Raw genomic sequence first — 23948 nt, 5'->3', positions numbered from 1 at the left:
TTTATATGTCTTCGCTTTCCAATTCGTTGCGCATTGGCGTCATCGGCACCGGGGCCATCGGCCAGGACCATATCCGTCGTTGCAGCCAGACCTTGCTCAACAGTCAGGTTGTCGCGGTCACCGACATCAATTTGCAGCAAGCGGCCAAGGTCGTCTCCGATCTGAAGCTGATCGCCGAGGTCTATCCCGATGGCCACGCGTTGATCAAGGCGCCGGACGTCGACGCAATCCTCGTCACCTCCTGGGGCCCGAGCCACGAAGAGTTCGTGCTGGCGGCCATTGCGGCGGGCAAACCGGTGTTCTGCGAGAAACCGCTGGCGGTCACCGCCGAAGGCTGCCGCAAGATCGTCGAGGCCGAAGTGGCCCACGGCAAGCGACTGGTGCAGGTTGGTTTCATGCGCCCGTACGATGAAGGTTATCGGGCATTGAAATCGGTGATCGACAGTGGCCAGATCGGCGAACCGCTGATGCTGCACTGCGCCCACCGTAACCCGACCGTGGGTGAAAACTACAAGACCGACATGGCGATCACCGACACGCTGATCCATGAGCTGGACGTGTTGCGCTGGTTGCTCGACGACGACTATGTGTCGGTGCAAGTGGTGTTCCCGCGCAAGACCAGCAAGGCCCACGCCCATTTGAAAGACCCGCAGATCGTGTTGCTGGAAACCGCCAAGGGCACGCGCATCGACGTGGAAGTGTTCGTCAACTGCCAGTACGGCTACGACATCCAGTGCGAAGTGGTAGGGGAGACGGGCATCGCCAAACTGCCGGAGCCGTCGCAGGTTCAGCTGCGCAGCGGAGCGAAACTGTCCAATGCGATTCTGATGGACTGGAAGGATCGGTTCATCGCCGCGTACGACGTCGAGTTGCAGGCGTTCATCGATGGCGTGCGCGCCGGGCAGGTCGGCGGGCCATCGGCGTGGGACGGTTTCGCCGCCGCCGTCGCTGCGGATGCCTGCATCGAGGCGCAGAACAGCGGCCAGATTGTCAAAGTCGCACTCCCTGATCGCCCACGCTTTTACGGTTAACCACTGACCCCTGTAGGAGCGAGGCTTGCCCGCGAAGACGTCGACACATTCAACATTGATGTCGGCTGAAGGTCCGTCTTCGCGGGCAAGCCTCGCTCCTACAGGGGATGGTGTCGATTTCTGGTTAAGGAGAACAAAAAAACATGCGCATCGCACTAGACCCCTACATGTACCGCAACCTGTCCCTGGGCAAGATGGTCGACAAGGTCGCCGAGCTCGGTTACGAACACATCGAGCTGTCGCCCCGAGAAGATTTCCTGCCGTTCTATAAAGCCCCGCGAGTCGACAAGGCGCGGATCAAGGAATTTCGCAAAGCCCTGAGCGACACCGGGGTCAAACTCTCTTCTTTATTACCGATGTACCACTGGGCTGCCGCCGATGAAGGTTTGCGCGTGGCCGCCGTGCGCAACTGGAAGCGGGCGATCCAGATTGCCGTGGAGATGGACTGCGAGCTGGTCAACACCGAGTTCACCGGCCAGTCGGACAACCCGTTGGTCTGCGAGAACCAGTTCATGCGTTCTATGGACGAACTGATCCCCGAGTTCGAACGCGAAGGCATCAAGCTCGATATCCAGGCCCATCCTTATGATTTCTGCGAGCGCAACAACGAGTCGGTGGACATCATTCGCGGTCTGGACCGCGACTGGATCAACTACCTCTACGCCGCGCCGCACACGTTTTTCTATGACGATGGCGTGGGTGACATCGCCTCGATGCTCAAGTACGCCGGCTCGAAGCTGAGTCACTTGATCATCGCCGACACCTACAACCACAAGGCTTCCTCGGGCTTGCGCTACATCGTCAACCCGCCGGGTGTCACTGCCACCGTGCATCAGCACCTGGACATCGGCCAGGGCGAGGTCGACTGGGAAGCGTTTTTCGGCACCTTGCGCGAGATCAAGTTCGATGGCATCGCCACCGTCTCGGTATTCGCCTGGGAAGACCGGCCGGACGAGTCCAACCGAATGATGCTCGAACGCGTGACCCGCGAACTCTGTCAATAGCCCCACCCCCTGTAGGAGCGAGGCTTGCCCGCGAAGAGGCCCTCAAGATCGCTAAAAGCTTCGCGGGCAAGCCTCGCTCCTACGGATCATGTGAACACAGGAATTAATTATGCGTATCGGACTTGTCGGTTACGGCCATGGCGGCCGGTTTTTCCATGCTCCGCTGATCAGCAGCTTGCCGGCGGCGACGTTTGTGGGCGTGGTCACCCGTTCCGCCGAGCGCCGACAACTGCTGGCCACGGAACATCCCGGTGTGCCGGCCTTCGACAGCATTGGCCAACTGGTCGAAGCCGGGGTTGATGTGCTGGTGGTGTCCACGCCGCTCAAAGGTCGTCCGGCGTTGGTGCTCGACGCAATCGAACACGGGGTGGCGGTGGTCAGCGACAAGCCGTTCGCCGCCGATACGCAACAGGCGCAAACCCTGATCACCATGGCCGAGCGTCAGGGCGTGCATTTGAGCGTCTACCAGAACCGGCGCTGGGATTCGGATTTCCTCACCGTACGCAAACTCATCGAGTCCGGTGCCTTGGGCAAGGTCACCCGTTTCGAGTCGCGGATCGAACGCTACTCACCACAGTCGGTGAATAACGGCAGCGGCGGTGGTTTCCTGCGCGATCTGGGCAGCCATCTGGTGGATCAGGCGTTGCTGTTGTTTGGCCCCGTCACCCGGGTTTACGCCGAACTGGATTACCTCGAAAAAGGCCAGACCTTCGACAACGGCTTCTTCATGTCCCTGACCCATGCCAGTGGCGTGATCTCGCACCTGAGTGGCAGTTGCCTGCAAAACACCCCCGGCCCGCGTTTTCGCGTGACCGGCACCCAGGGCTGCTACAGCGTCGACGGTCTGGACGGGCAAGAGGCGTCGGCCCTGGCCGGGCTCACGCCCAAATCCGAGGGCGAGCGCTGGGGCGTCGAAGAGCATCGTCGCTGGGGATGGTTCGAACAGGGCGAGGTGCGCGAGCGGGTGCCGTCCGAGCGAGGTTGCTGGAACCAGTTCTATTTGCAGCTACAAACCGCGTTACAGAGCGGTGGCCCACTGCCGGTCGAGGCCCGTGATGCACTGGCGACCACCCGCGTGCTAGACGCTGCGCGGCTCAGTTTCGAGCGCCATCAAGTGGTGGCGTTGAGCGCATTTGAAAGCCATGGAACAAAATCAGAATAAAATTCTAAAATGAGTTGATATAGAAATTATTTTCCAATAAAGTCGTTTCCAGGTTGCCGACTATCAACGTCCGATCACGCTCAAGCAGGCCTTGAACGAGTGAAGGACGCACCAAAAACAAGAAACAAAGCCAGGTACCGTCGATGAAAACCTTCAACTCTGCTCTGCATGCTTTACGTTCCGCGCTGCACCTCTCTCGCGACCTGCCTCGCGTCTCGTTTCATTCCGTCTCTCGCTTGCTTTGCGTCGAACGCAAGGGCGCCCTGGTCTGCTGCATTCCGGGAGCGCCGATAGTCCGCTTGCCCGCTTACTGAAATCGTCACGCCTTATCCATAAAACCAACAAGAATGTGGAGAAAGACCTTTCATGAAGACCAAGACCCGTTTCGCCTCACTCGCCTTGTCCCTGATGCTCGCCAGCGGTGCCGCACTCGCTGACATGAAGATCGGCGTCAGCATGGCCCAGTTCGATGACACTTGGCTGACCTACCTGCGCGAATCCATGGACACCAAAGCCAAGTCCTATCCCGATGGCGTCAAGCTGCAGTTCGAGGATGCGCGCAGCGACGTGGTCAGGCAGTTGAGCCAGGTAGAAAGCTTCATCAGCCAGAAGGTCGACGCCATTGTGGTCAACCCGGTGGATACCGCCGCCACCAAGAAAATCACTGAAGCAGCGGTCAAGGCCGGTATTCCGCTGGTGTACGTCAATCGTCGTCCCGACGACATGAACCTGCCCAAAGGCGTGGTCACTGTCGCCTCCAACGATCTGGAGGCCGGTCAGATGCAGATGCAGTACCTGGCGGAAAAAATGGGCGGCAAGGGCGACATCGTGATTCTGCTCGGTGATTTGGCCAACAACTCCACCACCAACCGTACCAAGGGCGTAAAAGAGGTGCTGGCCAAGTACCCGAACATCAAGATCGAGCAAGAGCAGAGCGGCATCTGGTCGCGGGACAAGGGCATGACCCTGGTCAACGACTGGCTGACCCAGGGCCGCAAGTTCGACGCGGTCGTCTCCAACAACGACGAGATGGCGATTGGCGCGGCCATGGCCCTGCAACAGGCGGGTGTCGCCAAAGGCAGTGTGCTGATCGCCGGTGTCGACGGTACGCCCGACGGCTTGAACGCGGTGAAGAAGGGCTCTCTGCTGGTTTCGGTGTTCCAGGACGCCAAGGGTCAGGCCGACGGTTCGATCGACACCGCGGTGAAAATGGCCAGGAATGAACCGGTCGAGCAGGCGGTGTGGGTGCCGTATCGCTTGATCACCTTGCAAAACGTTGACCAGTTCAAATAGTCCGTCCGTTCGATAACAACAATAAGCACGCAAGGTTGCGACGCGACCTTGCTGATGGAGTACCTGATCATGTTCGCTTCAGCGACTGCTTCGAGCACCCCGTTGGTGGGTATCCAGCCAACCGCAACACCTGTCGATGAGCCGTACCTGCTGGAGATCATCAACGTCAGCAAGGGTTTTCCCGGTGTGGTGGCCTTGTCCGACGTACAGCTGCGGGTGCGTCCCGGTTCCGTGCTGGCGCTGATGGGCGAAAACGGTGCCGGCAAATCCACCCTGATGAAAATCATTGCCGGCATCTACCAGCCGGACGCTGGCGAGTTGCGCCTGCGGGGCAAGCCGGTGGTCTTCGAAACGCCACTGGCCGCGCTCCAGGCCGGGATTGCGATGATCCACCAGGAACTCAACCTGATGCCACACATGAGCATCGCCGAGAACATCTGGATCGGCCGGGAGCAGCTCAACGGCCTGCACATGATCGATCACCGCGAAATGCACCGCTGCACCGCCAAACTGCTGGAGCGGCTGCGGATCAATCTCGACCCGGAAGAGCAGGTGGGCAACCTGAGCATCGCCGAACGGCAGATGGTCGAGATCGCCAAGGCGGTGTCCTACGACTCCGACATCCTGATCATGGACGAACCGACTTCGGCTATCACCGACAAGGAAGTCGCCCACCTGTTCTCGATCATTGCCGACCTCAAGAGCCAGGGCAAAGGCATCATCTACATCACTCACAAAATGAACGAAGTGTTCAGCATCGCCGATGAAGTGGCGGTATTCCGCGACGGCGCCTACATCGGCCTGCAACGGGCCGACAGCATGGACGGCGACAGCCTGATTTCGATGATGGTCGGTCGCGAACTGAGCCAGTTGTTCCCGGTGCGCGAGAAGCCGATCGGCGATCTGTTGCTGTCGGTACGCGACCTCAAGCTGGACGGCATTTTCAAAGACGTCTCCTTCGACCTGCATGCCGGGGAGATCCTGGGCATCGCCGGATTGATGGGCTCGGGGCGGACCAATGTCGCCGAGGCGATTTTCGGCATCACTCCGAGTGACGGTGGCGAGATCCGGCTAGACGGCGAGGTGGTGCGCATCACCGATCCGCACATGGCCATCGAGAAGGGCTTCGCGTTGTTGACCGAAGATCGCAAGCTCAGCGGCCTGTTCCCGTGCCTGTCGGTGCTGGAAAACATGGAAATGGCGGTATTGCCCCATTACGTCGGCAACGGCTTCATCCAGCAGAAAGCCCTGCGCGCGTTGTGTGAAGACATGTGCAAGAAGCTGCGGGTGAAAACGCCGTCGCTGGAGCAGTGCATCGATACCTTGTCCGGCGGCAATCAGCAGAAGGCCTTGCTGGCGCGCTGGCTGATGACCAACCCGCGAATCCTGATTCTCGACGAGCCCACCCGGGGCATCGATGTCGGCGCCAAGGCCGAGATCTACCGGCTGATCTCGTACCTGGCCAGCGAAGGCATGGCGGTGATCATGATTTCTTCGGAACTGCCGGAAGTGCTGGGCATGAGCGACCGGGTCATGGTCATGCACGAGGGCGACCTGATGGGCACCCTCGACCGCAGCGAAGCGACCCAGGAACGAGTGATGCAACTGGCCTCGGGCATGTCCGCGGTTCACTAATGGATGCTGGCGGTGGCCGTGGCCGCCGTCGACGACGCAATAGAAGGGTGAGTGGTTATGAACGCGATACTGGAAAACAAGCCTGCAATGGCACCGGTCAAGAGTCGCCGGCGCTTCCCGACCGAGCTGAGTATCTTCCTGGTACTGATCGGCATCGGCCTGGTCTTCGAGCTGTTCGGCTGGATCGTGCGGGACCAGAGCTTCCTGATGAACTCTCAGCGCCTGGTGCTGATGATTCTGCAAGTGTCGATCATCGGCCTGCTGGCAATCGGGGTAACCCAGGTCATCATCACCACCGGTATCGACCTTTCCTCCGGTTCGGTGCTGGCGCTGTCGGCGATGATTGCCGCCAGCCTGGCCCAGACCTCGGACTTTGCCCGAGCGGTGTTTCCGTCCCTGACTGACTTGCCGGTGTGGATTCCAGTGATCACCGGGCTGGGGGTGGGATTGCTGGCGGGGGCGATCAACGGCAGCATCATTGCGATCACCGGGATTCCACCGTTCATTGCCACCCTCGGCATGATGGTCTCGGCGCGCGGTCTGGCGCGCTACTACACCGAAGGTCAGCCGGTGAGCATGCTCTCGGATTCCTACACAGCCATAGGGCACGGCGCGATGCCGGTGATCATCTTTCTGGTGGTGGCAGTGATCTTTCACATTGCCCTGCGCTACACCAAGTACGGTAAATACACCTACGCCATTGGCGGCAACATGCAGGCGGCGCGTACCTCCGGGATCAACGTCAAGCGGCATCTGGTGATTGTCTACAGCATCGCCGGGTTGCTTGCCGGCCTGGCCGGGGTGGTGGCGTCGGCACGGGCCGCGACGGGGCAGGCCGGGATGGGCATGTCTTATGAACTGGACGCGATTGCCGCGGCGGTCATCGGCGGCACCAGCCTGGCCGGTGGCGTTGGGCGCATCACTGGCACCGTAATCGGGGCATTGATTCTCGGGGTCATGGCCAGCGGCTTTACCTTTGTCGGTGTTGACGCTTATATTCAAGACATTATCAAGGGGCTGATTATTGTGGTGGCGGTGGTCATCGACCAGTACCGCAACAAGCGCAAACTCAAGCGCTAAACCACACGAAAGACGAAACTGCGCCACGCCTGACCCGCGTGGCGCAGCCGTTTGTCTTCTATATACAGCCGCTGGACTGAATTTCTTGCTATAAACGCACTCCGATAAGCGCCTCAAAGCTCGCCATAGAGCACTTTCAGGGCTTTGTCGGACAGATTTGCTGTCTTTTCAGTTGCTGAGGCCTCAAGTCGGCCTTAGACTGCCGCCCCTCGTAAATTGAGTGCCGGGTGGCGCTTGGAATAAACGGCGCCGTTCCAATGACCGCACAAGGCTCAACGGAACGCTCCCTAATTCGCCTTAATGCACGTTTTTTTATAGAGATATCAATGACAAAGGACAAGTTGCTGGCCATGCCGGCGGATGACTACATGAATGCCGAGCAACATGCTTTTTTCTCTGAGCTGTTGCAGAACATGAAAGTCGAAACCCATGAGCGCATCGAACAGAATCGCATCGCCATCGAGAGCCTGGACACCCCGGCCGATCCGGCTGACGCAGCTTCTGTCGAAGAAGAGCGCACCTGGCTGGTGAACGCGATCGATCGCGACCAGCGCATGCTGCCTCAGTTGGAACAGGCCCTGGAACGCATCAAAGAAGACAGCTTCGGCTGGTGCGATGACAGCGGCGAGCCAATTGGCCTCAAGCGCCTGCTGATCAGCCCGACCACCAAGTACTGCATCGAAGCTCAAGAACGTCACGAGCAGATCGACAAGCACCAGCGTCAGGCCTGATTCTGTGAGGCAGCCAGCTAATAACTGGCTGCCTTGAAAAGATCGCAGCCTTTGGCAGCTCCTACAGGTTTATGTGAACCCGTGCAGGAGCTGCCGAAGGCTGCGATCTTTGCTTTTCGACGTCTGCGAAAACACCCGTGCACTTCTATTGATCTGCTGCAACCCCCCACTACTAACGGACCATAGATAATGGCCTTGTGGTGGCGTTTAATGCGGATACAACAATTAGAAGATGCCTGGGGTGACAAACGATGACGCGAGACGGGTCTCTGGCTGGGGCAGTGCCCGCAGCCGTACTTTTGCCGAAAAACCAGTGGCTCACGCCGACTCTGCAAAGCATCGCCCTGATGCTCTTGCTGTGTGGCATGGCATTGGCTGGCTGGTCGCTTTACCTTGGCCTGCCATTGGCTGTGCTGATTATCTGGCTGCCGCGCCTGCGCTCGCGCACGCTGCCGCAGGCAACCCCGGCTGACAACGCCAGCGCCATCGCCGGTTTGACTCGCGATCTTTCCTACACCACCAGTCATAACGCCTTGTCGGCCGCCGGCGTGGCCTTTTCGGTCAAGCAACTGGCCGACAAGCTGCAATCGCAACTCGGCGCCGCAGCACAGATTGTCAGCAGCGCTGAAGTGATGATCGCCACCGAACAGGCTACCTCGACACTCAGCCGGGAAGCCTTGAGCGCGGCGAGCGAAGCCCATCAGAGCAGTGCGGCAGGGCGTACGGAACTGATCGAGTCCATCGCGCGCATGCATCAACTCAGTCAGCGTGCCAGCAACAGCCGCGAGTTGATCGAAGCCCTGAGCCTGCGCAGTGACGATATCCAGCGGGTCACGCTGGTGATCCAGTCCATCGCCAGCCAGACCAATCTGTTGGCGTTGAACGCAGCCATCGAAGCGGCGCGGGCCGGGGAACACGGTCGCGGGTTTGCGGTGGTGGCCGATGAGGTTCGTGGCCTGGCCGCGCGCACGGCGACGGCGACCGGCGAAGTCGGGGAGATGGTCGCTGACATTCAACAACGCACGGCGCAAGTGGTGGAGCAGATTCGTCAGTTGGCCAGCGACCTGAATACTGGCGTTGCGCAGGTCGAGCACACGGGGCAGCACCTGGAAAACATCGCGCGCCTGGCGGCCGGTGTTGAAAGGCAGGTCGGGGAAATCGCTCTGGGCGCGGACACTAATCGCGAACAACTCGACAGCCTGTTCCACGCCATCGAACAAATGCGCAGCGACCTGGCGATCAGTGACCAGCAAACCCAGCGCCTGGCCCAGGCGGCGGTGCAAATGGAAGGGCAGGCCGAAACCATCAGTGAACGTCTCGCCGAAGTCGGGCTGGATGACTATCATCAGCGGATTTACGACCTGGCCCGCGAAGGGGCGAGTCAGATTGCGGCGCGTTTCGAGGCGGATATCGACCAGGGCCGGATCAGCCTCGACGACCTGTTTGATCGCAATTATCAGACGATCCCCAACACCAGCCCGACCAAATACCAGACCCGCTTCGACCGTTACACCGATCAGGTCTTGCCGGCGATTCAGGAACCGTTGCTGCCGCGTCACGAAGGCCTGGTATTCGCCATTGCCTGCACGCAGCAGGGGTATGTCCCGACCCACAACACGGTGTTCAGCCAGCCACTGACCGGCGACGTGCAGGTCGATACCCTGCAAAACCGCACCAAGCGCAAGTTCGCCGACCGCACCGGGATTCGCTGTGGCAGCCACCAGCAGGCCGTACTGTTGCAGACCTACACCCGCGACACCGGTGAACTGATGCACGACCTCTCGGTGCCGATTATGCTCAAGGGGCGCCACTGGGGTGGATTGCGGTTGGGCTACAAACCGGAAAAGCCTCGCTGATAGCCTGGCAATTGTTACCGCATATGCAACGAAGCTATGCAACGCCGTTGCTGTTTCCTCGAGGATGAACTCATTAACATGCCTGCATAGTTAGGTCGCTAATGAAATTCGAGAGGTCAGCATGCAAAGCAAAGTCGATGTCGCGGTCATGATTGGCAGCGGCGTGCCCGCCAGTTTGCGAGCGATGGGGCAGAGCGTCTGTTGGGTGGTGCTGTTCAACGGTGAACGCCGGGGGATGGTGTTCTCCAGTCGTAATGAAGCCGAGGAGTGCAGGGCTGCCTGGTTGGCACAATTGAACGTCGAAATGCCCGACAGCCTGCATTGAGCCTCAGCTAGTGAATCTGGTGCATGCGCAGGTTCAGGTCGTCGACCACGTGCGCCCAATCGGCGTCTTCACGCAGTTGTTCCTTGAGGAAGCCGGCTTGTTGCGGAGTCCAGAACTCGGCATCGATGAGTTTCTTGTCATCGGGCAACGGTGAATGCAGGGCAATGAAATCGTCGATGGCCTTTTCGCTGGAGTCCAGGCCGAGCTGGTCGAACAAGCCTTTCAAGTCATGTGTGGGTGAATCCATCTTCATCTCCTTGCAGATAATCAATCGCCTCGGGCGTGAGGTCTGAGGTGCGGCTTCATTGCATCTGAGGGGGCCGCGCGCCAGGGAGTTCGATAACGATGTTCAAAGCAGGGATGAGCATAGACTGTAAACCCGATGGTCAGCCCTTCAACGCACCCTCATCGACGGCAAGCTTCAGGGCTTTGGCGGACTCCTGGGCGGCAATCGTCGCGACTTCCGCAGTCTTGAACCAGCGATCCTTTTCGACCTGGTGATACGACACCGTGGTCAACGGTGGTTTGGCGCGCATGATAATGACTGCCTGGAATTCACCGTCGACCTCTCTGGCTTCGCCCCGGATAAAAAATTCACCGATATCAAATTCCGTCACGTAGCAGTCTTCCCTTTGAAATATTATGTTGTATTGAGCGCCGTCCACCCTGGAGACGGGTTTCATGGGGCGGGCAGTATGGCAGTAGTTGCCTGCCGGCGGCTGAGTTAAGTCGCCGGCGTGACGAAACGTCTATAAATGTGAATGCCGCAAGATGAGTCAGTTGCGAGACTCGAGCGAGCGGGCAAGGGCGCAGGCTTCGTTATGGTCGGCGCGGAAACCTCTGACACGTCCGGTGGATATTTCCCTGATGTGGAAAAAGGCGTTGCCGGCCAATACCACCTGAAAACGCGGGAGCAGATGCGCCTCAGGGAGGAAATCCTGCTGGCGGAGTACTATCGATTGCAGAAGTGACGAGCCGTTTGTGTGGTGTGTGTGAGGCTGGGCGAAGTGAGTCAGTGTGCACATATGAAGTCCTTTTCGTGGTTTTACCGACGTGCGTACGTTGTTTTGGGTAGTCTCGGTGAGCATGGCTGCTCTAGAATCGCTCTCACTGGTTGGCGATTGCTGCCCATCTAAAGCAATTTTTTACTGGCGATATGTCAGAAAAGTGCTTTTTTTAAAGAGATTTTTCCCTAAAGTTGGTGATCCGGTTTTTCTGGCCGTCAGAAGGGCGTTTTCCTTCAACCTCTGACGACCGCCAGGCAAGACGACGCGGGGGATGTTCCAGTAATCTTCCCAAACCTCGCGATGAATGAGCCCTCTGCTCGTTCCAGGATTACGACCCGGGTCATTTGGCTAAACCTCGGCATTGCCGCTTTTTTCTGCTGTGCGCGTTTCCTGCGTACGGCATCATTTTCAGATGTGGGGATGTTTCCTTGGCAGTAAGTAATCTCGATATGCATGCTTTGTTCGTACTGGGTGATTTGCGCGCAAAGCTGGTTAAACAGTTTCAGTCACGTTTCGTCTACATCACCGAACAGAACGCTGAAGGCATTTACATTGCCGAGATCGACACCGAAGCCGCGCTGGTGGTAGACGACAAGCCCGGGCTGAAACTCAAGGTCGGCGATCATTTCAGCGCTTCCGTATTGCCCAGCCGCGAAGGCGGAAAACTGGATATCAAGTTCCGCGAAATCAAATTGACGGTGTACGGACTGGGGGATTACGCGTTCGTGACCACCGCGGACGGCCACGGCATTGTGTTCAAGGAAGGTCATAGCGTGGTGATGGTGTTTGCGGCCCACCAACAATTGCAGGAAGGCCTGACCAAGACACTGAAAGCCGTGACTGCCAAGGCCGCCAAGTGGCGCAAAGGCGAACTGGTGACCTTCAAGGCCAGCGAGTAATGACCCAGACCCGCGCCGATTTCCATGAACAGAACCAGGCCAGTGCACACGCCGAGGCCCAGCGCCTGTTGGCTGAAAAGGCCGTTCTGCAGGGAGCCTGGCTGAGTTGGGTAGCGTCACAGATTTATATGTTGCGCCCGGCGGCGTACGCCAGCATGGTCAGAAGAGAGCTTGCGCGCTTGCAGGAACCGTCCGAAAAATAATCCTCGCCCCTCGAAAGCAGAAACCTCTACTACAGTCAGTTGACTGAGTATTCAGAGGCTTGTGGTCTTCTTTGTCAGGCCATCCTGCTATTGCTGTGAACAGCACGAGGTGCAAGAGCATGAAGGGATTACGACGGTTACTGGCCGCTACCCTGGCCACGTTCGGCTTGTTGGTTTCACCCGTTCCGGTATTCGCTGCCCAGGCACCGATTCACTTTGCCGACCTGAATTGGGAAAGTGGCAGCCTGATCACCGAGATTCTGCGGATCATCGTCGAGCAGGGCTACGGCTTGCCGACCGATACCTTGCCCGGAACGACCATTACCCTGGAAACCGCCTTGGCCAACAATGACATTCAGGTCATTGGCGAAGAGTGGGCGGGCCGCAGTCCGGTCTGGGTCAAGGCTGAGGCCGAGGGCAAAGTCGCGAGCCTGGGCGATACGGTCAAGGGCGCCACCGAGGGCTGGTGGGTGCCGGAATACGTGATCAAGGGCGACCCGGCCAAGGGCATCAAGCCGCTGGCGCCGGGGCTGCGCAGTGTCAGTGATCTGCCGCGCTACAAGGATGTGTTCAAAGACCCGGAAACCCCGAGCAAGGGGCGCTTCCTGAACAGCCCGATCGGCTGGACGTCGGAGGTGGTCAACAAGCAGAAGCTCAAGGCCTATGGGCTGAACGACAGCTACGTGAACTTTCGCAGTGGTTCGGGGGCGGCGCTGGACGCGGAGATCAGTTCGTCGATTCGTCGCGGCAAACCAGTCCTGTTCTATTACTGGTCGCCGACGCCATTGCTCGGCCGTTTCAAGCTGATTCAACTGCAAGAGCCGCCATTCGACGCCGAAGCCTGGAAAACCCTGACCGAGGCTGACAACCCCAATCCGAAACCGACTCGCTCACTGCCCTCGAAGCTGTCCATCGGTGTGTCCGCGCCGTTCCAGAAACAGTACCCGCAGCTCACCGAGTTCTTCAGCAAGGTCGATTTACCGATCGAAGCGTTGAACAAGGCCCTGGCGGAGATGAGTGAAAAACACACTCCGCCACGTCAAGCGGCCGAGGCGTTCATGAAGGCGAACCCGCAGGTGTGGCAGGCCTGGGTGCCCAAGGATGTGGCGGATAAAGTCGCTGCCCAGCTGAAATAAACTGCTCGGGTGTACATAAAACTCGTAGAAGCCTGCGATCTTTTGATTTTGCCGTTGGAAGCAAAGTCAAAAGATTGCAGGCTTCGCCAGCTTGTGCCGGGCGCTTTTAAAATCGCGCAAGGAAGTTCATTCTGCTGCAACATTTCACACGGGACGTCTGAATATGAGCCTTTTGGTCGCGCAATGGATTGCTGCAATCTTTCTGGTCATCAGCCTGATCCACCTGTATTGGGCGGCGGGTGGCAAGTGGGGTTGCGAGGCGGTGGTACCGAGCGTACCCGGGGAGGACGGTGAGGCATCAAGGCCGGCGTTCAAGCCATCGGGCTTTGGCACGTTGCTGGTGGCGGTGGGTTTGCTGCTGATTGCGATGCTGGTGTGCCTGCGGGTCGGGCTGTATCTGCCCACGGTGCATCACTGGTCGTTGCAATGGGTGATTAGCGCGATTGCGCTGCTGATGTTCGCTCGGGCGATCGGCGATTCGAATCTGGTGGGGTTCTTCAAGCAGGTCAAGGATTCGAAGTTTGCCCGGCTCGACACTTGGGCGTATTCGCCGTTGTGCTTGGTGTTGGGGGCCGGGTTGCTGGCAGTGGCCTGGATCTGAGGGGGGCGGTCAATCGCTTTCGCGAGCAAGCCCGCGAAGAGATCCCGCCAATCAACACAAGTCCCTGAACTAACTCCCGGGTTCCGTGCGCCGACTACTCACTTCCGCCGGCACATCATCCCCCGCCATGCGCTTGCGGAACAGCGCCGCCCGGGCCAGCAGCAGCGTGGTCACCGGCATCGTGATCGATAACAGGATCGGAATCAGCCAGGCATGCAACACCGGCCCCGACTTGAGCGCCGAAAAGTAAATGATCGAAGCCAGAGCCACACACCACGCGCCCAAAGTCGAGGCCAGCGCCGGTGGGTGCATGCGCTGGAAGTAATCCTTCATCCGCAGCAGCCCGACCGCGCCGATCAGTGCAAACAGACTGCTGAGCACCAGCAGAATCGCCACCGGTATTTCCACCCACAAAGACAGTTCAGCGTTCATTCGATCACCTCGCCACGCAACAGGAATTTGGCCAGGGCAAACGAGCCGACGAAGCCGAACAGGGCGATCAGCAGCGCCGCCTCGAAGTAAGTGTCACTGGCATAACGAATGCCCAGCGCGAGCATCATCAGCATGGCGATGATGTACAGGTAATCCAGGGCCAGAACCCGGTCCTGGGCCGACGGGCCCTTGAACAGGCGGATCAGGGTCAGAATCATCGCCAGCGAAAAGATGAACAGGCTCAGCAGGATCGCGTTCGACAGCAATGCGCTCATTCGAAGATCTCCATCAAGGGGCGCTCGTAGGTCGCCTTGAAGTGCTGGATGAATGGGCCTTCGTCATCCAGATCGAAAACGTGCAGCAACAGAATGCTGCGATCCAGCGCCAGTTCCGACCAGACCGTGCCGGGAATCACCGTGCAGATGATCGACAGCGCCGCCAGACCGTTGGCATCGCGCAAGTCCAGCGGCACCTTGATGAACCGCGAGCGAGGCGCACACCGCCCGGCATTGAGCACGCCCCAGGCCACGGCGAGGTTGGACACCAGCACATCGCGCCCGACCAGCAAGAACAAACGCAAAATCACCCCGGGGCGACGAATGCGGATCGGCAACGGCCGCAACTTGCGCATCATCAGTGGGGCACAGAGGCCCAATACCGCGCCCAACAGCACATTGCCGGGGCTCATCGACAGGTTCAACAGCAGCCACAGCAGCCACAAGGACAGTGACAACCACGGCGCAGGAAACAGACGCTTCATGGTTGCACCTCCACCAGTGCTGCCCTGGCTTCAGGGCTCGGCACCGCACGGGTGCCGAGCACCGCCATCACGTATTGCTGAGGGTTATTCAATGCTTGAGCGGCGGCCTGGGTGTAGCGCAACAGCGGTTCAGCCTTGAACGTCAGCGCAATGCTCAGCCCCAGCAGAACCATGATCGGCACGCACTCCAGGCGGCGCAGCAAAGGCGACGGTCGCTCTTGCGGGGTCCAGAAACGCTGGATACCCACACGCGAGAAAGCGATCAACGAGGCCAATCCGGACAGGATCAACAACGCCAGCAACCCCCACGCGCCGTTCGATACTGGCTCGTCGCTGCCATGACCCAGGCCCAGCGGGTTGAGCAGGGCGCTGAGCAGGCTGAGTTTGCCGATAAAACCGGAGAGCGGCGGCATGCCGATAATCAATAAAGCGCAGGCGATGAAGCTCAGGCCGAGGAAGGCCATGGTCCAGGGAATCACCTGACCGACCACGGCTTTCTGGTCGTCATCGAGGTTGAAGCCTTTGGGCGGCTGCAAGGATTCCAGGGGCCGTGGCAGCAGCTCGCCGTCATCGTCCAGTGGCATTTCGTTGGCCGAACGCGAACGCTCGATCAACTCCGCCAGCAGGAACAGCGCGCTCAAGGCCAGGGTCGAGCTGACCAGGTAAAACAGCGCCGCGCCGATCAGGTTCGGCTGGGCGAAACCGATGGCCGACAACAAAATGCCTGCCGACACCAGGATGCTCAGGCTGGCCATGCGCTCCAGGCGTTGCGCGGCGAGGATCGCCACGGCGGCGCAGACGATGGTCGCCATGCCGCCGTAGATCAGCCAGTCGCCGCCGAAGTACGCGGAGGCCCCGGCCTGACCGGAGAACAGCAGCGTCCACAGGCGTAGCAGGGTGTAGACGCCGACCTTGGTCATGATCGCGAACATCGCCGCTACCGGCGCGCTGGCTGCGGAGTACGCCGGCACCAGCCAGAAGTTCAGCGGCCACATGCCAGCCTTGGCCAGGAACGCCACTGCCAGAATCGCCGCGCCGGCATGCAGCAGGCCGCGATCGGCTTCCGGCACCAGCGGGATTTTCAGCGCCAGGTCGGCCATGTTCAGCGTGCCGGTGACGCCGTAAATCAGCGCCGCGCCAATCAGGAACAGCGACGAGGCCAGCAGGTTGATCGAGATGTAATGCAACCCCGACGACACCCGCGGCCGGCCCGAACCGTGCAACATCAGCCCGTAAGAGGCGGCGAGCAGCACTTCGAAAAACACGAACAGGTTGAACAGGTCCGCCGTGAGGAAGGCGCCGTACAGGCCCATCAACTGAATCTGGAACAGTGCGTGGAAACTCGAACCGGCGCCGTCCCAGCGGGCCATGGCGAACAGCAGGGCGCTGACGCCGATGATCCCGGTCAGCACCAGCATCAACGCCGACAGGCGATCAACCACCAGCACAATGCCGAACGGCGCCTGCCAGTTGCCCGGCAGGTACACACCGATGGAGCCGGGCACACCGGTGGTCTGCGTCCATTGCAGCAGCATTACGGCAATGCCCAGCCCCAACAGGCTGGAGAACAGATTGATCTTGGCCTTTAGCGGGCGGTGTTTCTCGCCCAGCATCAGCATCACGGCGGCGGTCAGCAGCGGCAGCAGAATCGGTGCAACGATCAGGTGAGTCATCGCCATCATTCTTTAGGCTCCCGGCCATCCACATGGTCAGTGCCGGTCAGGCCCCGGGAGGCGAGCAGCACCACCAGGAACAGCGCGGTCATGGCGAAACTGATGACGATTGCGGTCAGCACCAGCGCCTGCGGCAGCGGGTCGGTGTAGTGCAGCAAATCCTGAGGCACGCCGTCCTTGATGTTCGGCTCCTTGCCGATGAACAGGCTGCCCATGCTGAAGATGAACAGGTTGACGCCATAGGACAGCAGGCACAGGCCCATGACCACCTGGAACGTCCGTGGCCGCAGGATCAGCCATACGCCGGACGCGGCCAGCACACCGATGGCGATTGCGATGACTTCTTCCATCAGATGGCTCCTTGGGTGGCAACGGCTTTGGCCGCGGGCCTGATTTGCGCGCTGGTTTTATGACCGCGTACCGATTGGTGGGCGAGGGCGGTGAGGATCAACAGCGTCGAACCGACCACCACGGCGTACACGCCAATATCGAAGAACAGCGCGCTGGCGATATGAATGTCACCCAGCAGCGGCAGCTCGAAATGCCAGGTGTGGGTGGTCAGGAACGGATACCCGACCGCCATCGCCCCGAGCCCGGTAACGGTGGCGAACAACAGCCCGGTGCCCATCCAGCGCAGCGGCCGCAAGCTCATTTGCGCCTCGACCCACTGGGTACCGGCGACCATGTATTGCAGGATGAACGCCACCGACATCACCAGGCCAGCGACGAAACCGCCGCCCGGCTGGTTGTGCCCGCGCAGGAACAGATAGAAGGAGATCACCAGGGCGATCGGCAACAGCAAGCGCACCAGCACCGCCGGCACCATCATGAAACCGAGCGCGGTGTCGCTGGCGTGACGCGGGTTGACCAGATCGGTGACCACATCGGGCGCCAGCAGACGCTGTTGGGCCGGCAGTTGCAGGCTTTCTTTCGGAGGGCGGAAGCGTCGCAGCAGGGCGAACACCGCCAGGGCCACGGCCACCAGCACGGTGATTTCGCCGAGGGTGTCGAAGCCACGGAAATCCACCAGCATCACGTTGACCACGTTGCTGCCGCCGCCTTCGGGCAGGGCGCGACTGAGGTAGAACGAAGAAATGTCGTTGGGCGTCTGGCGGGTCAGCATCGCGTAGGACAACAGCGCCATGCCGCCACCGACCGCTGTCGATAGCAGCAAGTCGCGAACCCGCCGTACCCGCGCCTTGCGCAGGCTGCTCGGCAACGGTGACACCTCTTCGATCCGTCGAGGCAACCAGCGCAGGCCGAGCAGGATCAGCACCATGGTCACCACTTCGACCACCAGTTGCGTCAGGGCCAGGTCCGGCGCCGAGAACCAGACGAAGGTCACGCAGGTCATCAGGCCGCAGACACTGACCATGGTCAGGGCCGCGAGCCGGTGATACTTGGCTTGCCACGCCGCGCCGAGTGCACAGGCAATCGCCAGCAGCCAGAGGATCACGAACACGATCGAGCCCGGAATTTTCGTCCGGTCACCCCAGCTCAGGCTGCTGTGCAGCATCGGGATCACCCCGGCCAGTACGGCGGCGAGCACCACCAGAAACAGTTGGGTTTGCAGGCGCCGGGTGCTGATCCGCCGCTCCAGCCGTCGGGCCAGACGCATCATGACCACCAGGCTGCGCTCGAACAGCCGCTTGCCATTGAAACGGCTGATCACCGGCGGGTGCGTGAAGCGCCCTTGCTTGAGTTGATTACGCAGCAACAGGTAAAGCACGATGCCGCCGGACATGGCAATCAGGCTCATGAACATCGGTGCGTTCCAGCCGTGCCAGATCGCCAGGCTGTACTCGGGCAGCGTGCCGCCCACCACCGGCAATGCGGCGGCGGCGAGCAGCGAGCCGACCACTTGAGCGGGGAAAATCCCCACCACCAGACAGGTGAGCACCAGCAACTCCACCGGCGCGCGCATCCAGCGCGGCGGCTCGTGCGGGGTGTGCGGCAGATCGGTGGCGGTCGGGCCGAAGAACACGTCGACGGTGAAGCGCAGGGAGTAGGCGACGCTGAACGTCCCGGCGATGGTCGCGACGATCGGCAGGGTCATCTCGACCCAGGCCGTGGCGTTGATGAACACGGTTTCGGCGAAGAACATCTCTTTCGACAGGAAGCCGTTGAGCAGCGGCACGCCGGCCATGGAGGCGCTGGCAACCATGGCCAGGGTGGCGGTGAACGGGATCAGTTTGACCAGGCCGCTGAGTTTGCGAATGTCCCGGGTGCCGCTTTCGTGGTCGATGATCCCGGCGGCCATGAACAGCGAGGCCTTGAACGTGGCGTGGTTGAGAATGTGGAACACCGCGGCCACGGTGGCCAGCGGACTGTTCAGGCCCAGCAGCAGGGTGATCAGGCCCAGGTGGCTGATGGTCGAGTAGGCCAGCAGGCCCTTGAGGTCGTTCTGGAACATCGCGCAGTAAGCGCCGAGCAACAGGGTGCAGGCGCCGGCCCCGCTGACGATGTAGAACCATTCTTCACTGCCGGACAGCGACGGCCACAGGCGCGCGAGCAGGAACACCCCGGCCTTGACCATGGTCGCCGAGTGCAGATACGCCGAGACCGGTGTCGGTGCCGCCATCGCGTGGGGCAACCAGAAGTGGAAGGGAAATTGCGCACTTTTGCTCAGGGCGCCAATCAGGATCAGGGGCAGCAGAACAGGGTAGAGGGCATGCGCGCGAATCAGCTCGCCGGCGGCCAGGACCTTGTCCAGGTCATAGCTGCCGACCACATGGCCGAGCAGCATGACCCCCGCCAGCAAACACAAACCGCCCGCGCCGGTGACCATCAGTGCCATATAAGCACCCCGTCGCGCATCGGCGCGGTGGTGCCAGTAGCCAATCAACAGGAACGAGAAGAGGCTGGTCAGCTCCCAGAAAAACACGATCTGGATCAGGTTGCCGGAGATCACCAGCCCCAGCATGGCGCCCATGAACGCCAGAAAAAACGCGAAGAAACGCGGCACCGGATCGTCCGGTGACATGTAATAACGGGCGTACAACGAAACCAGCGTGCCGATGCCCAGTACCAGCATCGAGAACAACCAGGCGAAACCGTCCATGCGCAGCACGAAGTTCAGGCCCAGGGTGGGGAGCCAGAAGAACTCTTCACGGATCACGCCGCCATGGGCGATTTGCGGGTACAAGAGGGCGACCTGGACGGTGCCGATCAAGGCAACCAGGCCAGCCAACAGCGATTCGGTATTACGCGCGTTGTGCGGCAGCAAGGCTGCCAGACAGCTGCCGATAAAAGGCAGAAGCAGTAGAACTATCAGGGACATAGGCTTCTAATCTGCGGAAGTTTGTGAAGCATCATACGTGCCAGCTCCCCGATCACCAAACGCCAAGCTGTCGCAGAATCCTACAAGATAGACGCAGAAACCCTGTTTATCATTGTTTCAAAGGAGATCGCGATCGTTCCCACGCGTGGGAACGATCAGTGTTCGGTTTCCTGTACCGAATCTTCTTCGATCTCGGGAACAACTTTCCCCTTGGTCTTCAACTCACTGACAATCACCGCCGCCACAATCAACCCCGCCCCAACCAGCGCAATCGCCGGCAAGCGTTCCCCGGCGAGCCGCCCGGCAATCCCGGCCCACACCGGCTCCCCGGCATAGATCAACGTCGCCCGGGTCGGCGAAACACTCTTCTGTGCCCAGTTCATCGCCACCTGGATCGCCGCACTCGCCGCGCCCAGGCCCAAAGCGCTGCACAACAGCAACCACGAGAAGTCGGGAATCACTTCCTGGGTCGGCACCACCATCAGGAACGACAGCACCGACGTCACCGCCAATTGCACCACCGTCACCCGGCGCACGTCGACCTGGCCGGCATAGGTGCTGATCAGAATGATTTCCGCGGCAATCGCCACGGCGCTGATCAATGTAGCGATTTCACCGGGGCTGAAATTGAGCGACGCGCCGGAAGGCCCCGACAGCAACATCAACCCGGTAAAGGCCAGCATGATCCCGATGCTCGGCATCAACCCCGGACGACGCCCCAGCACCAGCCATTGCAGCAGCGGCACGAACGGCACATACAGCGCGGTAATAAACGCCGACTGACTGCTGGGAATGCTCTGCAAACCCACGGTCTGCAAGCCGTAACCAAGCATGATCGCCACGCCGATAAACGCCCCGGCCTTGAGTTCGAACAGCGTCAGTTCACGCAGATGGCGCCAGGAGAACAGCGCCACAAGGCTCGCCGCCGCGGCAAAACGCAGGCCGACGAAGAACATTGGCCCGCTGACGGTCATCGCATGCTGCACCAGCAAAAAGGTCCCGCCCCAGACCATGGTAATCAGCACCAGCACGCACTCGGCCTTGCTGAACCGGGAGAAACGGGGGGAAGTATGAGAAGCGTTCATTGACGTCATGACCTTGCGCGCCATCTGAGGGAGACGCACAATGCGCCCGAAGTTGGGCAGTATACTGCGCAACGCCACCCAGTGAGCAATATAGTGCACAAAGATTCCACCCAACGGGCTTCGGTCCTCCAGCACGTCAGCCTGAACGTGCGACGTCTGCGCCACGCCGCCGACATGAGCCAGAGCGCCCTGGCCGAAAAGTCCGGGGTCAGCCGCCGGATGCTGGTGGCCATCGAGGCCGGCGAGAAGAACGTCAGCCTGACCACCCTCGACCGCGTGGCCGAAGCGCTGGACGTGGCCTTCAGCGACCTGATCCAGGCCCCCGACGCTCGCGACCCGAGCCGCATCAACGAACTGGCCTGGGCCGGTACGATCCCGGGCAGTAAAGCGGTGCTGCTGGCCAAAGCCACCGCCACCCGCGAAGTAGAACTCTGGGAATGGCGCCTGGAACCGGGCGAGCATTACCCCTCGGAGCCGGATGCCGAAGGCTACAGCGAACAGCTTTATGTGTTCGAAGGTTGCCTGACCCTGATGCTTGGCGGTCAGCCGCAGAAAATTGCGGCTGGTGAGTTCTTTATGTTTGCCAGTCATCAACCGCATTCTTATCGCAATGATGGGGACGTGGCGGCGCGGTTTGTGCGTAATGTGGTGATTTGACTGTTTACCGGCTAACACTGGATAAACACTTTGCTGTTTTAAAGCTGCAAGTGTTTCTTGAATAATTATTCAACCTATTGAAATAAAAGAAAATTATATTCAAGTTCGGCTCCTGAGAAACAGTGGGGATGGCATCGAGACGAGCAGGTGAGCTTCCTGATGGCCGAGCAAAATATTAACGTGGCACTCAAGTTCGCTTTACAGGCTAGCGTCCGGTGAGTGACTGACACGGGGCGATCTGTACGACTTCTATTCAGGTAAACATTGACCAGTGAGAACGCCATGACTGACACCCCACGCGGACAGGCGAGCGACGCCATCCGCCACGCGGACATCCTGATCATCGGCGGCGGTCTCAGCGGTGCGATGCTGGCCGCGCAGTTGTTGCGATTGCCCGGTCAGCGCCGGATTCTGGTGATCGAGCCGCGAGCAGAGCTGGGCCGTGGCGAAGCCTATAGTGCGGTGGAGCTGGGCCATACGCTCAACGGTAACGCGGCGCGGATGAGCGTCGACCCGGACAACGCCGATGACCTGACCCAATGGCTGACCGAACACATCGCCGCCGGTGGCTGGCCGGAGTCGGATGAGCAACATGTGCCGGTCAGCGAACTGTTTCCGCCGCGCGGGCTGTTTGGCGTTTATGTGCAGCAGCGTCTTGCTGAAGCGCAGGAGGTGGGTGCATTGAAGGGGTCGAGTGTCGAACATGTGCGGGCCGAGGTGGTGGACCTGGAAACGTTGAGCGATTCGGTGCGGTTGAGCCTGAGTGATGGGCAGCAATTGCAGGGCGCTTACGCAGTGTTGGCGACCGGAATGTTTCCCGCCGCCCGCACGCCGCAGACCGAGTCCAGCGGTTTGAATGCAGCTGCACTCGACCCGTGGGATGTGGCCGCCATGCGTCAACTCGATCCGCAGTCGACGGTGCTGATCATCGGCTCGGGCCTGACCATGGTCGATGCCGTGGTGTCGCTGGAGCAGGCCGGGCATCGTGGGCCGATCGAAGTGTTCTCCCGTCATGGTTTGCTGCCGCATGTGCGCCGACAACCGCCGGCGTGGGTGGATTTTCTCGCCGAGGACCACAGTATTCGCACACCGCGTCAGCTGGTGCGCGAACTGCGCCGGCATTGCCGCGATGCCATCGCTCAGGGCATCGACTGGCAAGCGCCGCTGGACACGGTGCGAGCGCACATCGGGCGGTTGTGGAGTCAGGCGACGGATCGGCAACGCCGGCAATTTGTGCGGCATGTGCGGCCATGGTGGGAAAGCCATCACCATCGCTCGCCGCCGTTGAGTGCCGAGTTGGTGGCGCGGCTGCATGGGGAAGGGCGGTTGCGGATTCATGCCGCATCGTTCAAGGGGCTCGAGCCTGCGTCGGACGGTGAGGTCACCATCCGCATTCGTCGTCGTGGTGAGGCGCAAACCTGCGTGGTGCATGGCGCGGCGCTGATCAACTCCAGCGGCATCGAATACGACTGGCGCCGGGTGGCGCGGCCGTTGCCCCAGCAATTGCTCGCTCGCGGGCTGGTACGGCCGGGGCCGTTGGGATTGGGCATTGCCGCCGCGGTTGACGGTGCAGTGTTAAGCGCCGACGGGCAGGTCGCCAGCCGTTTGTTCGCCATGGGGCCGCCGTTGCGCGGCATGTGGTGGGAGAGCACGGCGGTAACTGATGTGGCGAGCCAGGCCAAGTCTCTTGCGGCGCGATTAGTAAGCGATCTGTTGTAGCAGCTGCCGAGCCCGCGAGGCTGCTGCTACGGGCAGGCCAAGTCTCTTGCTCGCGAAGAGGCCAGCCCATCCACCGCAAAATCCACAGTAAGACCAATAAACAGACGATGTTTAATCGACATCTCCAGATACTCACTCAGACTACACAGCCTTGCGCCGCTGCCTACGACTACGCCAGAATCCGCCGGCTTGTGCGCCTTGAGGCCGGGCTCTATCGTTTCCGGGTCGCTGACGAATCAGCGATCGGGTTTAGCAGCTCGATGAATATCAAGGCACGTCAGTGTCGCCATTCGCGTTATGGCGGCTATGCGTGGGGCACTTCGGTGCGCCGGGTTCCTTGATCCCTGGTCTGCTAACCCGCGTACAGCCGCCACCTTCT

General features: G+C 60.3%; 25 protein-coding genes. 15 read left to right on the top strand and 10 right to left on the bottom strand.

Annotation, left to right across the window (positions count from 1 at the left end):
• Window positions 1-5 precede the first annotated feature (5 nt).
• The 9 genes from iolG to AC07VO_RS07425 all read left to right on the top strand — a co-directional run bounded on the left by iolG (window position 6) and on the right by AC07VO_RS07425 (window position 10117).
• A complete protein-coding gene (gene iolG / locus AC07VO_RS07465; protein ID WP_086945494.1) occupies window positions 6-1031 on the top strand; it encodes a bifunctional inositol 2-dehydrogenase/D-chiro-inositol 1-dehydrogenase in 1026 nt (341 codons plus the stop codon).
• A gap of 143 nt (window positions 1032-1174) precedes the next feature.
• On the top strand, window positions 1175-2035 hold the full coding sequence (locus AC07VO_RS07460; protein ID WP_007939382.1) for a sugar phosphate isomerase/epimerase family protein: 861 nt from the start codon (window positions 1175-1177) through the stop codon (window positions 2033-2035).
• A gap of 109 nt (window positions 2036-2144) precedes the next feature.
• Entirely contained in the window at window positions 2145-3197 is a 1053-nt protein-coding gene (locus AC07VO_RS07455; protein WP_086945495.1) for a Gfo/Idh/MocA family protein, read from the top strand.
• 366 nt (window positions 3198-3563) lie between these two features.
• Window positions 3564-4490, top strand: a complete 927-nt coding sequence (locus AC07VO_RS07450; RefSeq protein WP_086945496.1) for a sugar ABC transporter substrate-binding protein — start codon at window positions 3564-3566, stop codon at window positions 4488-4490.
• Between the two features lie 69 nt (window positions 4491-4559).
• A complete protein-coding gene (locus AC07VO_RS07445; RefSeq protein WP_018928025.1) occupies window positions 4560-6125 on the top strand; it encodes a sugar ABC transporter ATP-binding protein in 1566 nt (521 codons plus the stop codon).
• A 57-nt stretch (window positions 6126-6182) separates the two neighbouring features.
• Window positions 6183-7205, top strand: a complete 1023-nt coding sequence (locus AC07VO_RS07440) for an ABC transporter permease (protein ID WP_018928024.1) — start codon at window positions 6183-6185, stop codon at window positions 7203-7205.
• 326 nt (window positions 7206-7531) lie between these two features.
• On the top strand, window positions 7532-7936 hold the full coding sequence (locus tag AC07VO_RS07435) for a TraR/DksA family transcriptional regulator (protein WP_007935965.1): 405 nt from the start codon (window positions 7532-7534) through the stop codon (window positions 7934-7936).
• Between the two features lie 251 nt (window positions 7937-8187).
• Window positions 8188-9792, top strand: a complete 1605-nt coding sequence (locus AC07VO_RS07430) for a methyl-accepting chemotaxis protein (protein ID WP_086945497.1) — start codon at window positions 8188-8190, stop codon at window positions 9790-9792.
• Window positions 9793-9913: 121 nt separating this feature from the next.
• Window positions 9914-10117, top strand: coding sequence for a hypothetical protein (locus tag AC07VO_RS07425; protein ID WP_495007507.1), 204 nt, complete (start codon window positions 9914-9916; stop codon window positions 10115-10117).
• Window positions 10118-10124: 7 nt separating this feature from the next.
• Here the strand turns inward: AC07VO_RS07425 and AC07VO_RS07420 are convergent, their stop codons facing one another.
• The 3 genes from AC07VO_RS07420 to AC07VO_RS07410 form a co-directional block, all read right to left on the bottom strand.
• Window positions 10125-10364: a DUF2789 domain-containing protein gene (locus AC07VO_RS07420; RefSeq protein WP_018928021.1), complete on the bottom strand. Its 240-nt coding sequence runs from the start codon at window positions 10362-10364 to the stop codon at window positions 10125-10127.
• Window positions 10365-10503: 139 nt separating this feature from the next.
• Complete coding sequence (locus AC07VO_RS07415; RefSeq protein WP_018928020.1) at window positions 10504-10734, bottom strand: hypothetical protein; 231 nt, start codon at window positions 10732-10734, stop codon at window positions 10504-10506.
• Between the two features lie 159 nt (window positions 10735-10893).
• Window positions 10894-11142 (bottom strand): hypothetical protein, encoded by a 249-nt coding sequence (locus tag AC07VO_RS07410; protein WP_081626538.1) that lies wholly within the window; start codon window positions 11140-11142, stop codon window positions 10894-10896.
• Between the two features lie 410 nt (window positions 11143-11552).
• Here AC07VO_RS07410 and AC07VO_RS07405 point away from each other — a divergent pair, with 410 nt between their 5' ends.
• The 4 genes from AC07VO_RS07405 (at window position 11553) to AC07VO_RS07390 (ending at window position 13963) form a co-directional block, all read left to right on the top strand.
• The gene (locus AC07VO_RS07405) at window positions 11553-12023 is read left to right on the top strand and encodes a hypothetical protein (RefSeq protein ID WP_026286571.1); all 471 of its coding nucleotides are present in this window, start codon (window positions 11553-11555) and stop codon (window positions 12021-12023) included.
• Window positions 12023-12226 (top strand): hypothetical protein, encoded by a 204-nt coding sequence (locus AC07VO_RS07400; RefSeq protein WP_007935975.1) that lies wholly within the window; start codon window positions 12023-12025, stop codon window positions 12224-12226. Before AC07VO_RS07405 ends, AC07VO_RS07400 begins: the two co-directional genes overlap by 1 nt.
• A 119-nt stretch (window positions 12227-12345) precedes the next feature.
• Window positions 12346-13362 carry an ABC transporter substrate-binding protein gene (locus AC07VO_RS07395; RefSeq protein WP_064617035.1) on the top strand — a complete coding sequence of 339 codons (1017 nt, stop codon included), beginning with the start codon at window positions 12346-12348 and terminating at the stop codon, window positions 13360-13362.
• Window positions 13363-13525: 163 nt separating this feature from the next.
• Window positions 13526-13963, top strand: coding sequence for a DUF3995 domain-containing protein (locus AC07VO_RS07390; protein WP_086945499.1), 438 nt, complete (start codon window positions 13526-13528; stop codon window positions 13961-13963).
• Window positions 13964-14032: 69 nt separating this feature from the next.
• On the opposite strand, the gene AC07VO_RS07385 is transcribed toward AC07VO_RS07390, so the two are convergent.
• The 7 genes from AC07VO_RS07385 to AC07VO_RS07355 form a co-directional block, all read right to left on the bottom strand.
• Window positions 14033-14395 (bottom strand): Na+/H+ antiporter subunit G, encoded by a 363-nt coding sequence (locus AC07VO_RS07385; protein WP_018928015.1) that lies wholly within the window; start codon window positions 14393-14395, stop codon window positions 14033-14035.
• The gene (locus AC07VO_RS07380) at window positions 14392-14670 is read right to left on the bottom strand and encodes a K+/H+ antiporter subunit F (protein ID WP_008151692.1); all 279 of its coding nucleotides are present in this window, start codon (window positions 14668-14670) and stop codon (window positions 14392-14394) included. The genes AC07VO_RS07385 and AC07VO_RS07380 overlap by 4 nt, the downstream gene beginning before the upstream one ends.
• On the bottom strand, window positions 14667-15155 hold the full coding sequence (locus tag AC07VO_RS07375; protein ID WP_086945500.1) for a Na+/H+ antiporter subunit E: 489 nt from the start codon (window positions 15153-15155) through the stop codon (window positions 14667-14669). Before AC07VO_RS07375 ends, AC07VO_RS07380 begins: the two co-directional genes overlap by 4 nt.
• Window positions 15152-16837, bottom strand: coding sequence for a monovalent cation/H+ antiporter subunit D (locus AC07VO_RS07370; RefSeq protein WP_018928013.1), 1686 nt, complete (start codon window positions 16835-16837; stop codon window positions 15152-15154). Before AC07VO_RS07370 ends, AC07VO_RS07375 begins: the two co-directional genes overlap by 4 nt.
• Window positions 16834-17178 carry a Na+/H+ antiporter subunit C gene (locus tag AC07VO_RS07365; RefSeq protein WP_007935994.1) on the bottom strand — a complete coding sequence of 115 codons (345 nt, stop codon included), beginning with the start codon at window positions 17176-17178 and terminating at the stop codon, window positions 16834-16836. The genes AC07VO_RS07370 and AC07VO_RS07365 overlap by 4 nt, the downstream gene beginning before the upstream one ends.
• Window positions 17178-20108 (bottom strand): monovalent cation/H+ antiporter subunit A, encoded by a 2931-nt coding sequence (locus tag AC07VO_RS07360; RefSeq protein ID WP_495007506.1) that lies wholly within the window; start codon window positions 20106-20108, stop codon window positions 17178-17180. The genes AC07VO_RS07365 and AC07VO_RS07360 overlap by 1 nt, the downstream gene beginning before the upstream one ends.
• Window positions 20109-20263: 155 nt before the next feature.
• Window positions 20264-21292 carry a DMT family transporter gene (locus tag AC07VO_RS07355; RefSeq protein ID WP_064617040.1) on the bottom strand — a complete coding sequence of 343 codons (1029 nt, stop codon included), beginning with the start codon at window positions 21290-21292 and terminating at the stop codon, window positions 20264-20266.
• On the opposite strand from AC07VO_RS07355, the gene AC07VO_RS07350 reads away from it, so the two are divergent.
• Both AC07VO_RS07350 and AC07VO_RS07345 read left to right on the top strand, forming a co-directional pair.
• Window positions 21287-21850, top strand: coding sequence for a helix-turn-helix domain-containing protein (locus AC07VO_RS07350; protein WP_018928010.1), 564 nt, complete (start codon window positions 21287-21289; stop codon window positions 21848-21850). The genes AC07VO_RS07355 and AC07VO_RS07350 overlap by 6 nt on opposite strands.
• 282 nt (window positions 21851-22132) lie before the next feature.
• On the top strand, window positions 22133-23569 hold the full coding sequence (locus AC07VO_RS07345) for an FAD/NAD(P)-binding protein (protein ID WP_086945502.1): 1437 nt from the start codon (window positions 22133-22135) through the stop codon (window positions 23567-23569).
• Window positions 23570-23948: the final 379 nt, after the last annotated feature.

It is taken from the genome of Pseudomonas sp. GW821-FHT03E01, assembly GCF_059420765.1.
The sequence above is the reverse complement of the archived record's forward strand: the minus strand, read 5'-3'. Positions and strand labels throughout refer to the sequence as shown.

Excerpts from the sequence above, each read along its gene's own strand:
- iolG (WP_086945494.1), top strand. The coding sequence starts at position 6 with ATGTCTTCGCTTTCCAATTCGTTGCGCATTGGCGTCATCGGCACCGGG.
- AC07VO_RS07460 (WP_007939382.1), top strand. The coding sequence starts at position 1,175 with ATGCGCATCGCACTAGACCCCTACATGTACCGCAACCTGTCCCTGGGC.
- AC07VO_RS07455 (WP_086945495.1), top strand. The coding sequence starts at position 2,145 with ATGCGTATCGGACTTGTCGGTTACGGCCATGGCGGCCGGTTTTTCCAT.
- AC07VO_RS07450 (WP_086945496.1), top strand. The coding sequence starts at position 3,564 with ATGAAGACCAAGACCCGTTTCGCCTCACTCGCCTTGTCCCTGATGCTC.
- AC07VO_RS07445 (WP_018928025.1), top strand. The coding sequence starts at position 4,560 with ATGTTCGCTTCAGCGACTGCTTCGAGCACCCCGTTGGTGGGTATCCAG.
- AC07VO_RS07440 (WP_018928024.1), top strand. The coding sequence starts at position 6,183 with ATGAACGCGATACTGGAAAACAAGCCTGCAATGGCACCGGTCAAGAGT.
- AC07VO_RS07435 (WP_007935965.1), top strand. The coding sequence starts at position 7,532 with ATGACAAAGGACAAGTTGCTGGCCATGCCGGCGGATGACTACATGAAT.
- AC07VO_RS07430 (WP_086945497.1), top strand. The coding sequence starts at position 8,188 with ATGACGCGAGACGGGTCTCTGGCTGGGGCAGTGCCCGCAGCCGTACTT.
- AC07VO_RS07425 (WP_495007507.1), top strand. The coding sequence starts at position 9,914 with ATGCAAAGCAAAGTCGATGTCGCGGTCATGATTGGCAGCGGCGTGCCC.
- AC07VO_RS07420 (WP_018928021.1), bottom strand. The coding sequence starts at position 10,364 with ATGGATTCACCCACACATGACTTGAAAGGCTTGTTCGACCAGCTCGGC.
- AC07VO_RS07410 (WP_081626538.1), bottom strand. The coding sequence starts at position 11,142 with ATGTGCACACTGACTCACTTCGCCCAGCCTCACACACACCACACAAAC.
- AC07VO_RS07400 (WP_007935975.1), top strand. The coding sequence starts at position 12,023 with ATGACCCAGACCCGCGCCGATTTCCATGAACAGAACCAGGCCAGTGCA.
- AC07VO_RS07395 (WP_064617035.1), top strand. The coding sequence starts at position 12,346 with ATGAAGGGATTACGACGGTTACTGGCCGCTACCCTGGCCACGTTCGGC.
- AC07VO_RS07390 (WP_086945499.1), top strand. The coding sequence starts at position 13,526 with ATGAGCCTTTTGGTCGCGCAATGGATTGCTGCAATCTTTCTGGTCATC.
- AC07VO_RS07385 (WP_018928015.1), bottom strand. The coding sequence starts at position 14,395 with ATGAACGCTGAACTGTCTTTGTGGGTGGAAATACCGGTGGCGATTCTG.
- AC07VO_RS07380 (WP_008151692.1), bottom strand. The coding sequence starts at position 14,670 with ATGAGCGCATTGCTGTCGAACGCGATCCTGCTGAGCCTGTTCATCTTT.
- AC07VO_RS07375 (WP_086945500.1), bottom strand. The coding sequence starts at position 15,155 with ATGAAGCGTCTGTTTCCTGCGCCGTGGTTGTCACTGTCCTTGTGGCTG.
- AC07VO_RS07370 (WP_018928013.1), bottom strand. The coding sequence starts at position 16,837 with ATGATGGCGATGACTCACCTGATCGTTGCACCGATTCTGCTGCCGCTG.
- AC07VO_RS07365 (WP_007935994.1), bottom strand. The coding sequence starts at position 17,178 with ATGGAAGAAGTCATCGCAATCGCCATCGGTGTGCTGGCCGCGTCCGGC.
- AC07VO_RS07360 (WP_495007506.1), bottom strand. The coding sequence starts at position 20,108 with ATGTCCCTGATAGTTCTACTGCTTCTGCCTTTTATCGGCAGCTGTCTG.
- AC07VO_RS07345 (WP_086945502.1), top strand. The coding sequence starts at position 22,133 with ATGACTGACACCCCACGCGGACAGGCGAGCGACGCCATCCGCCACGCG.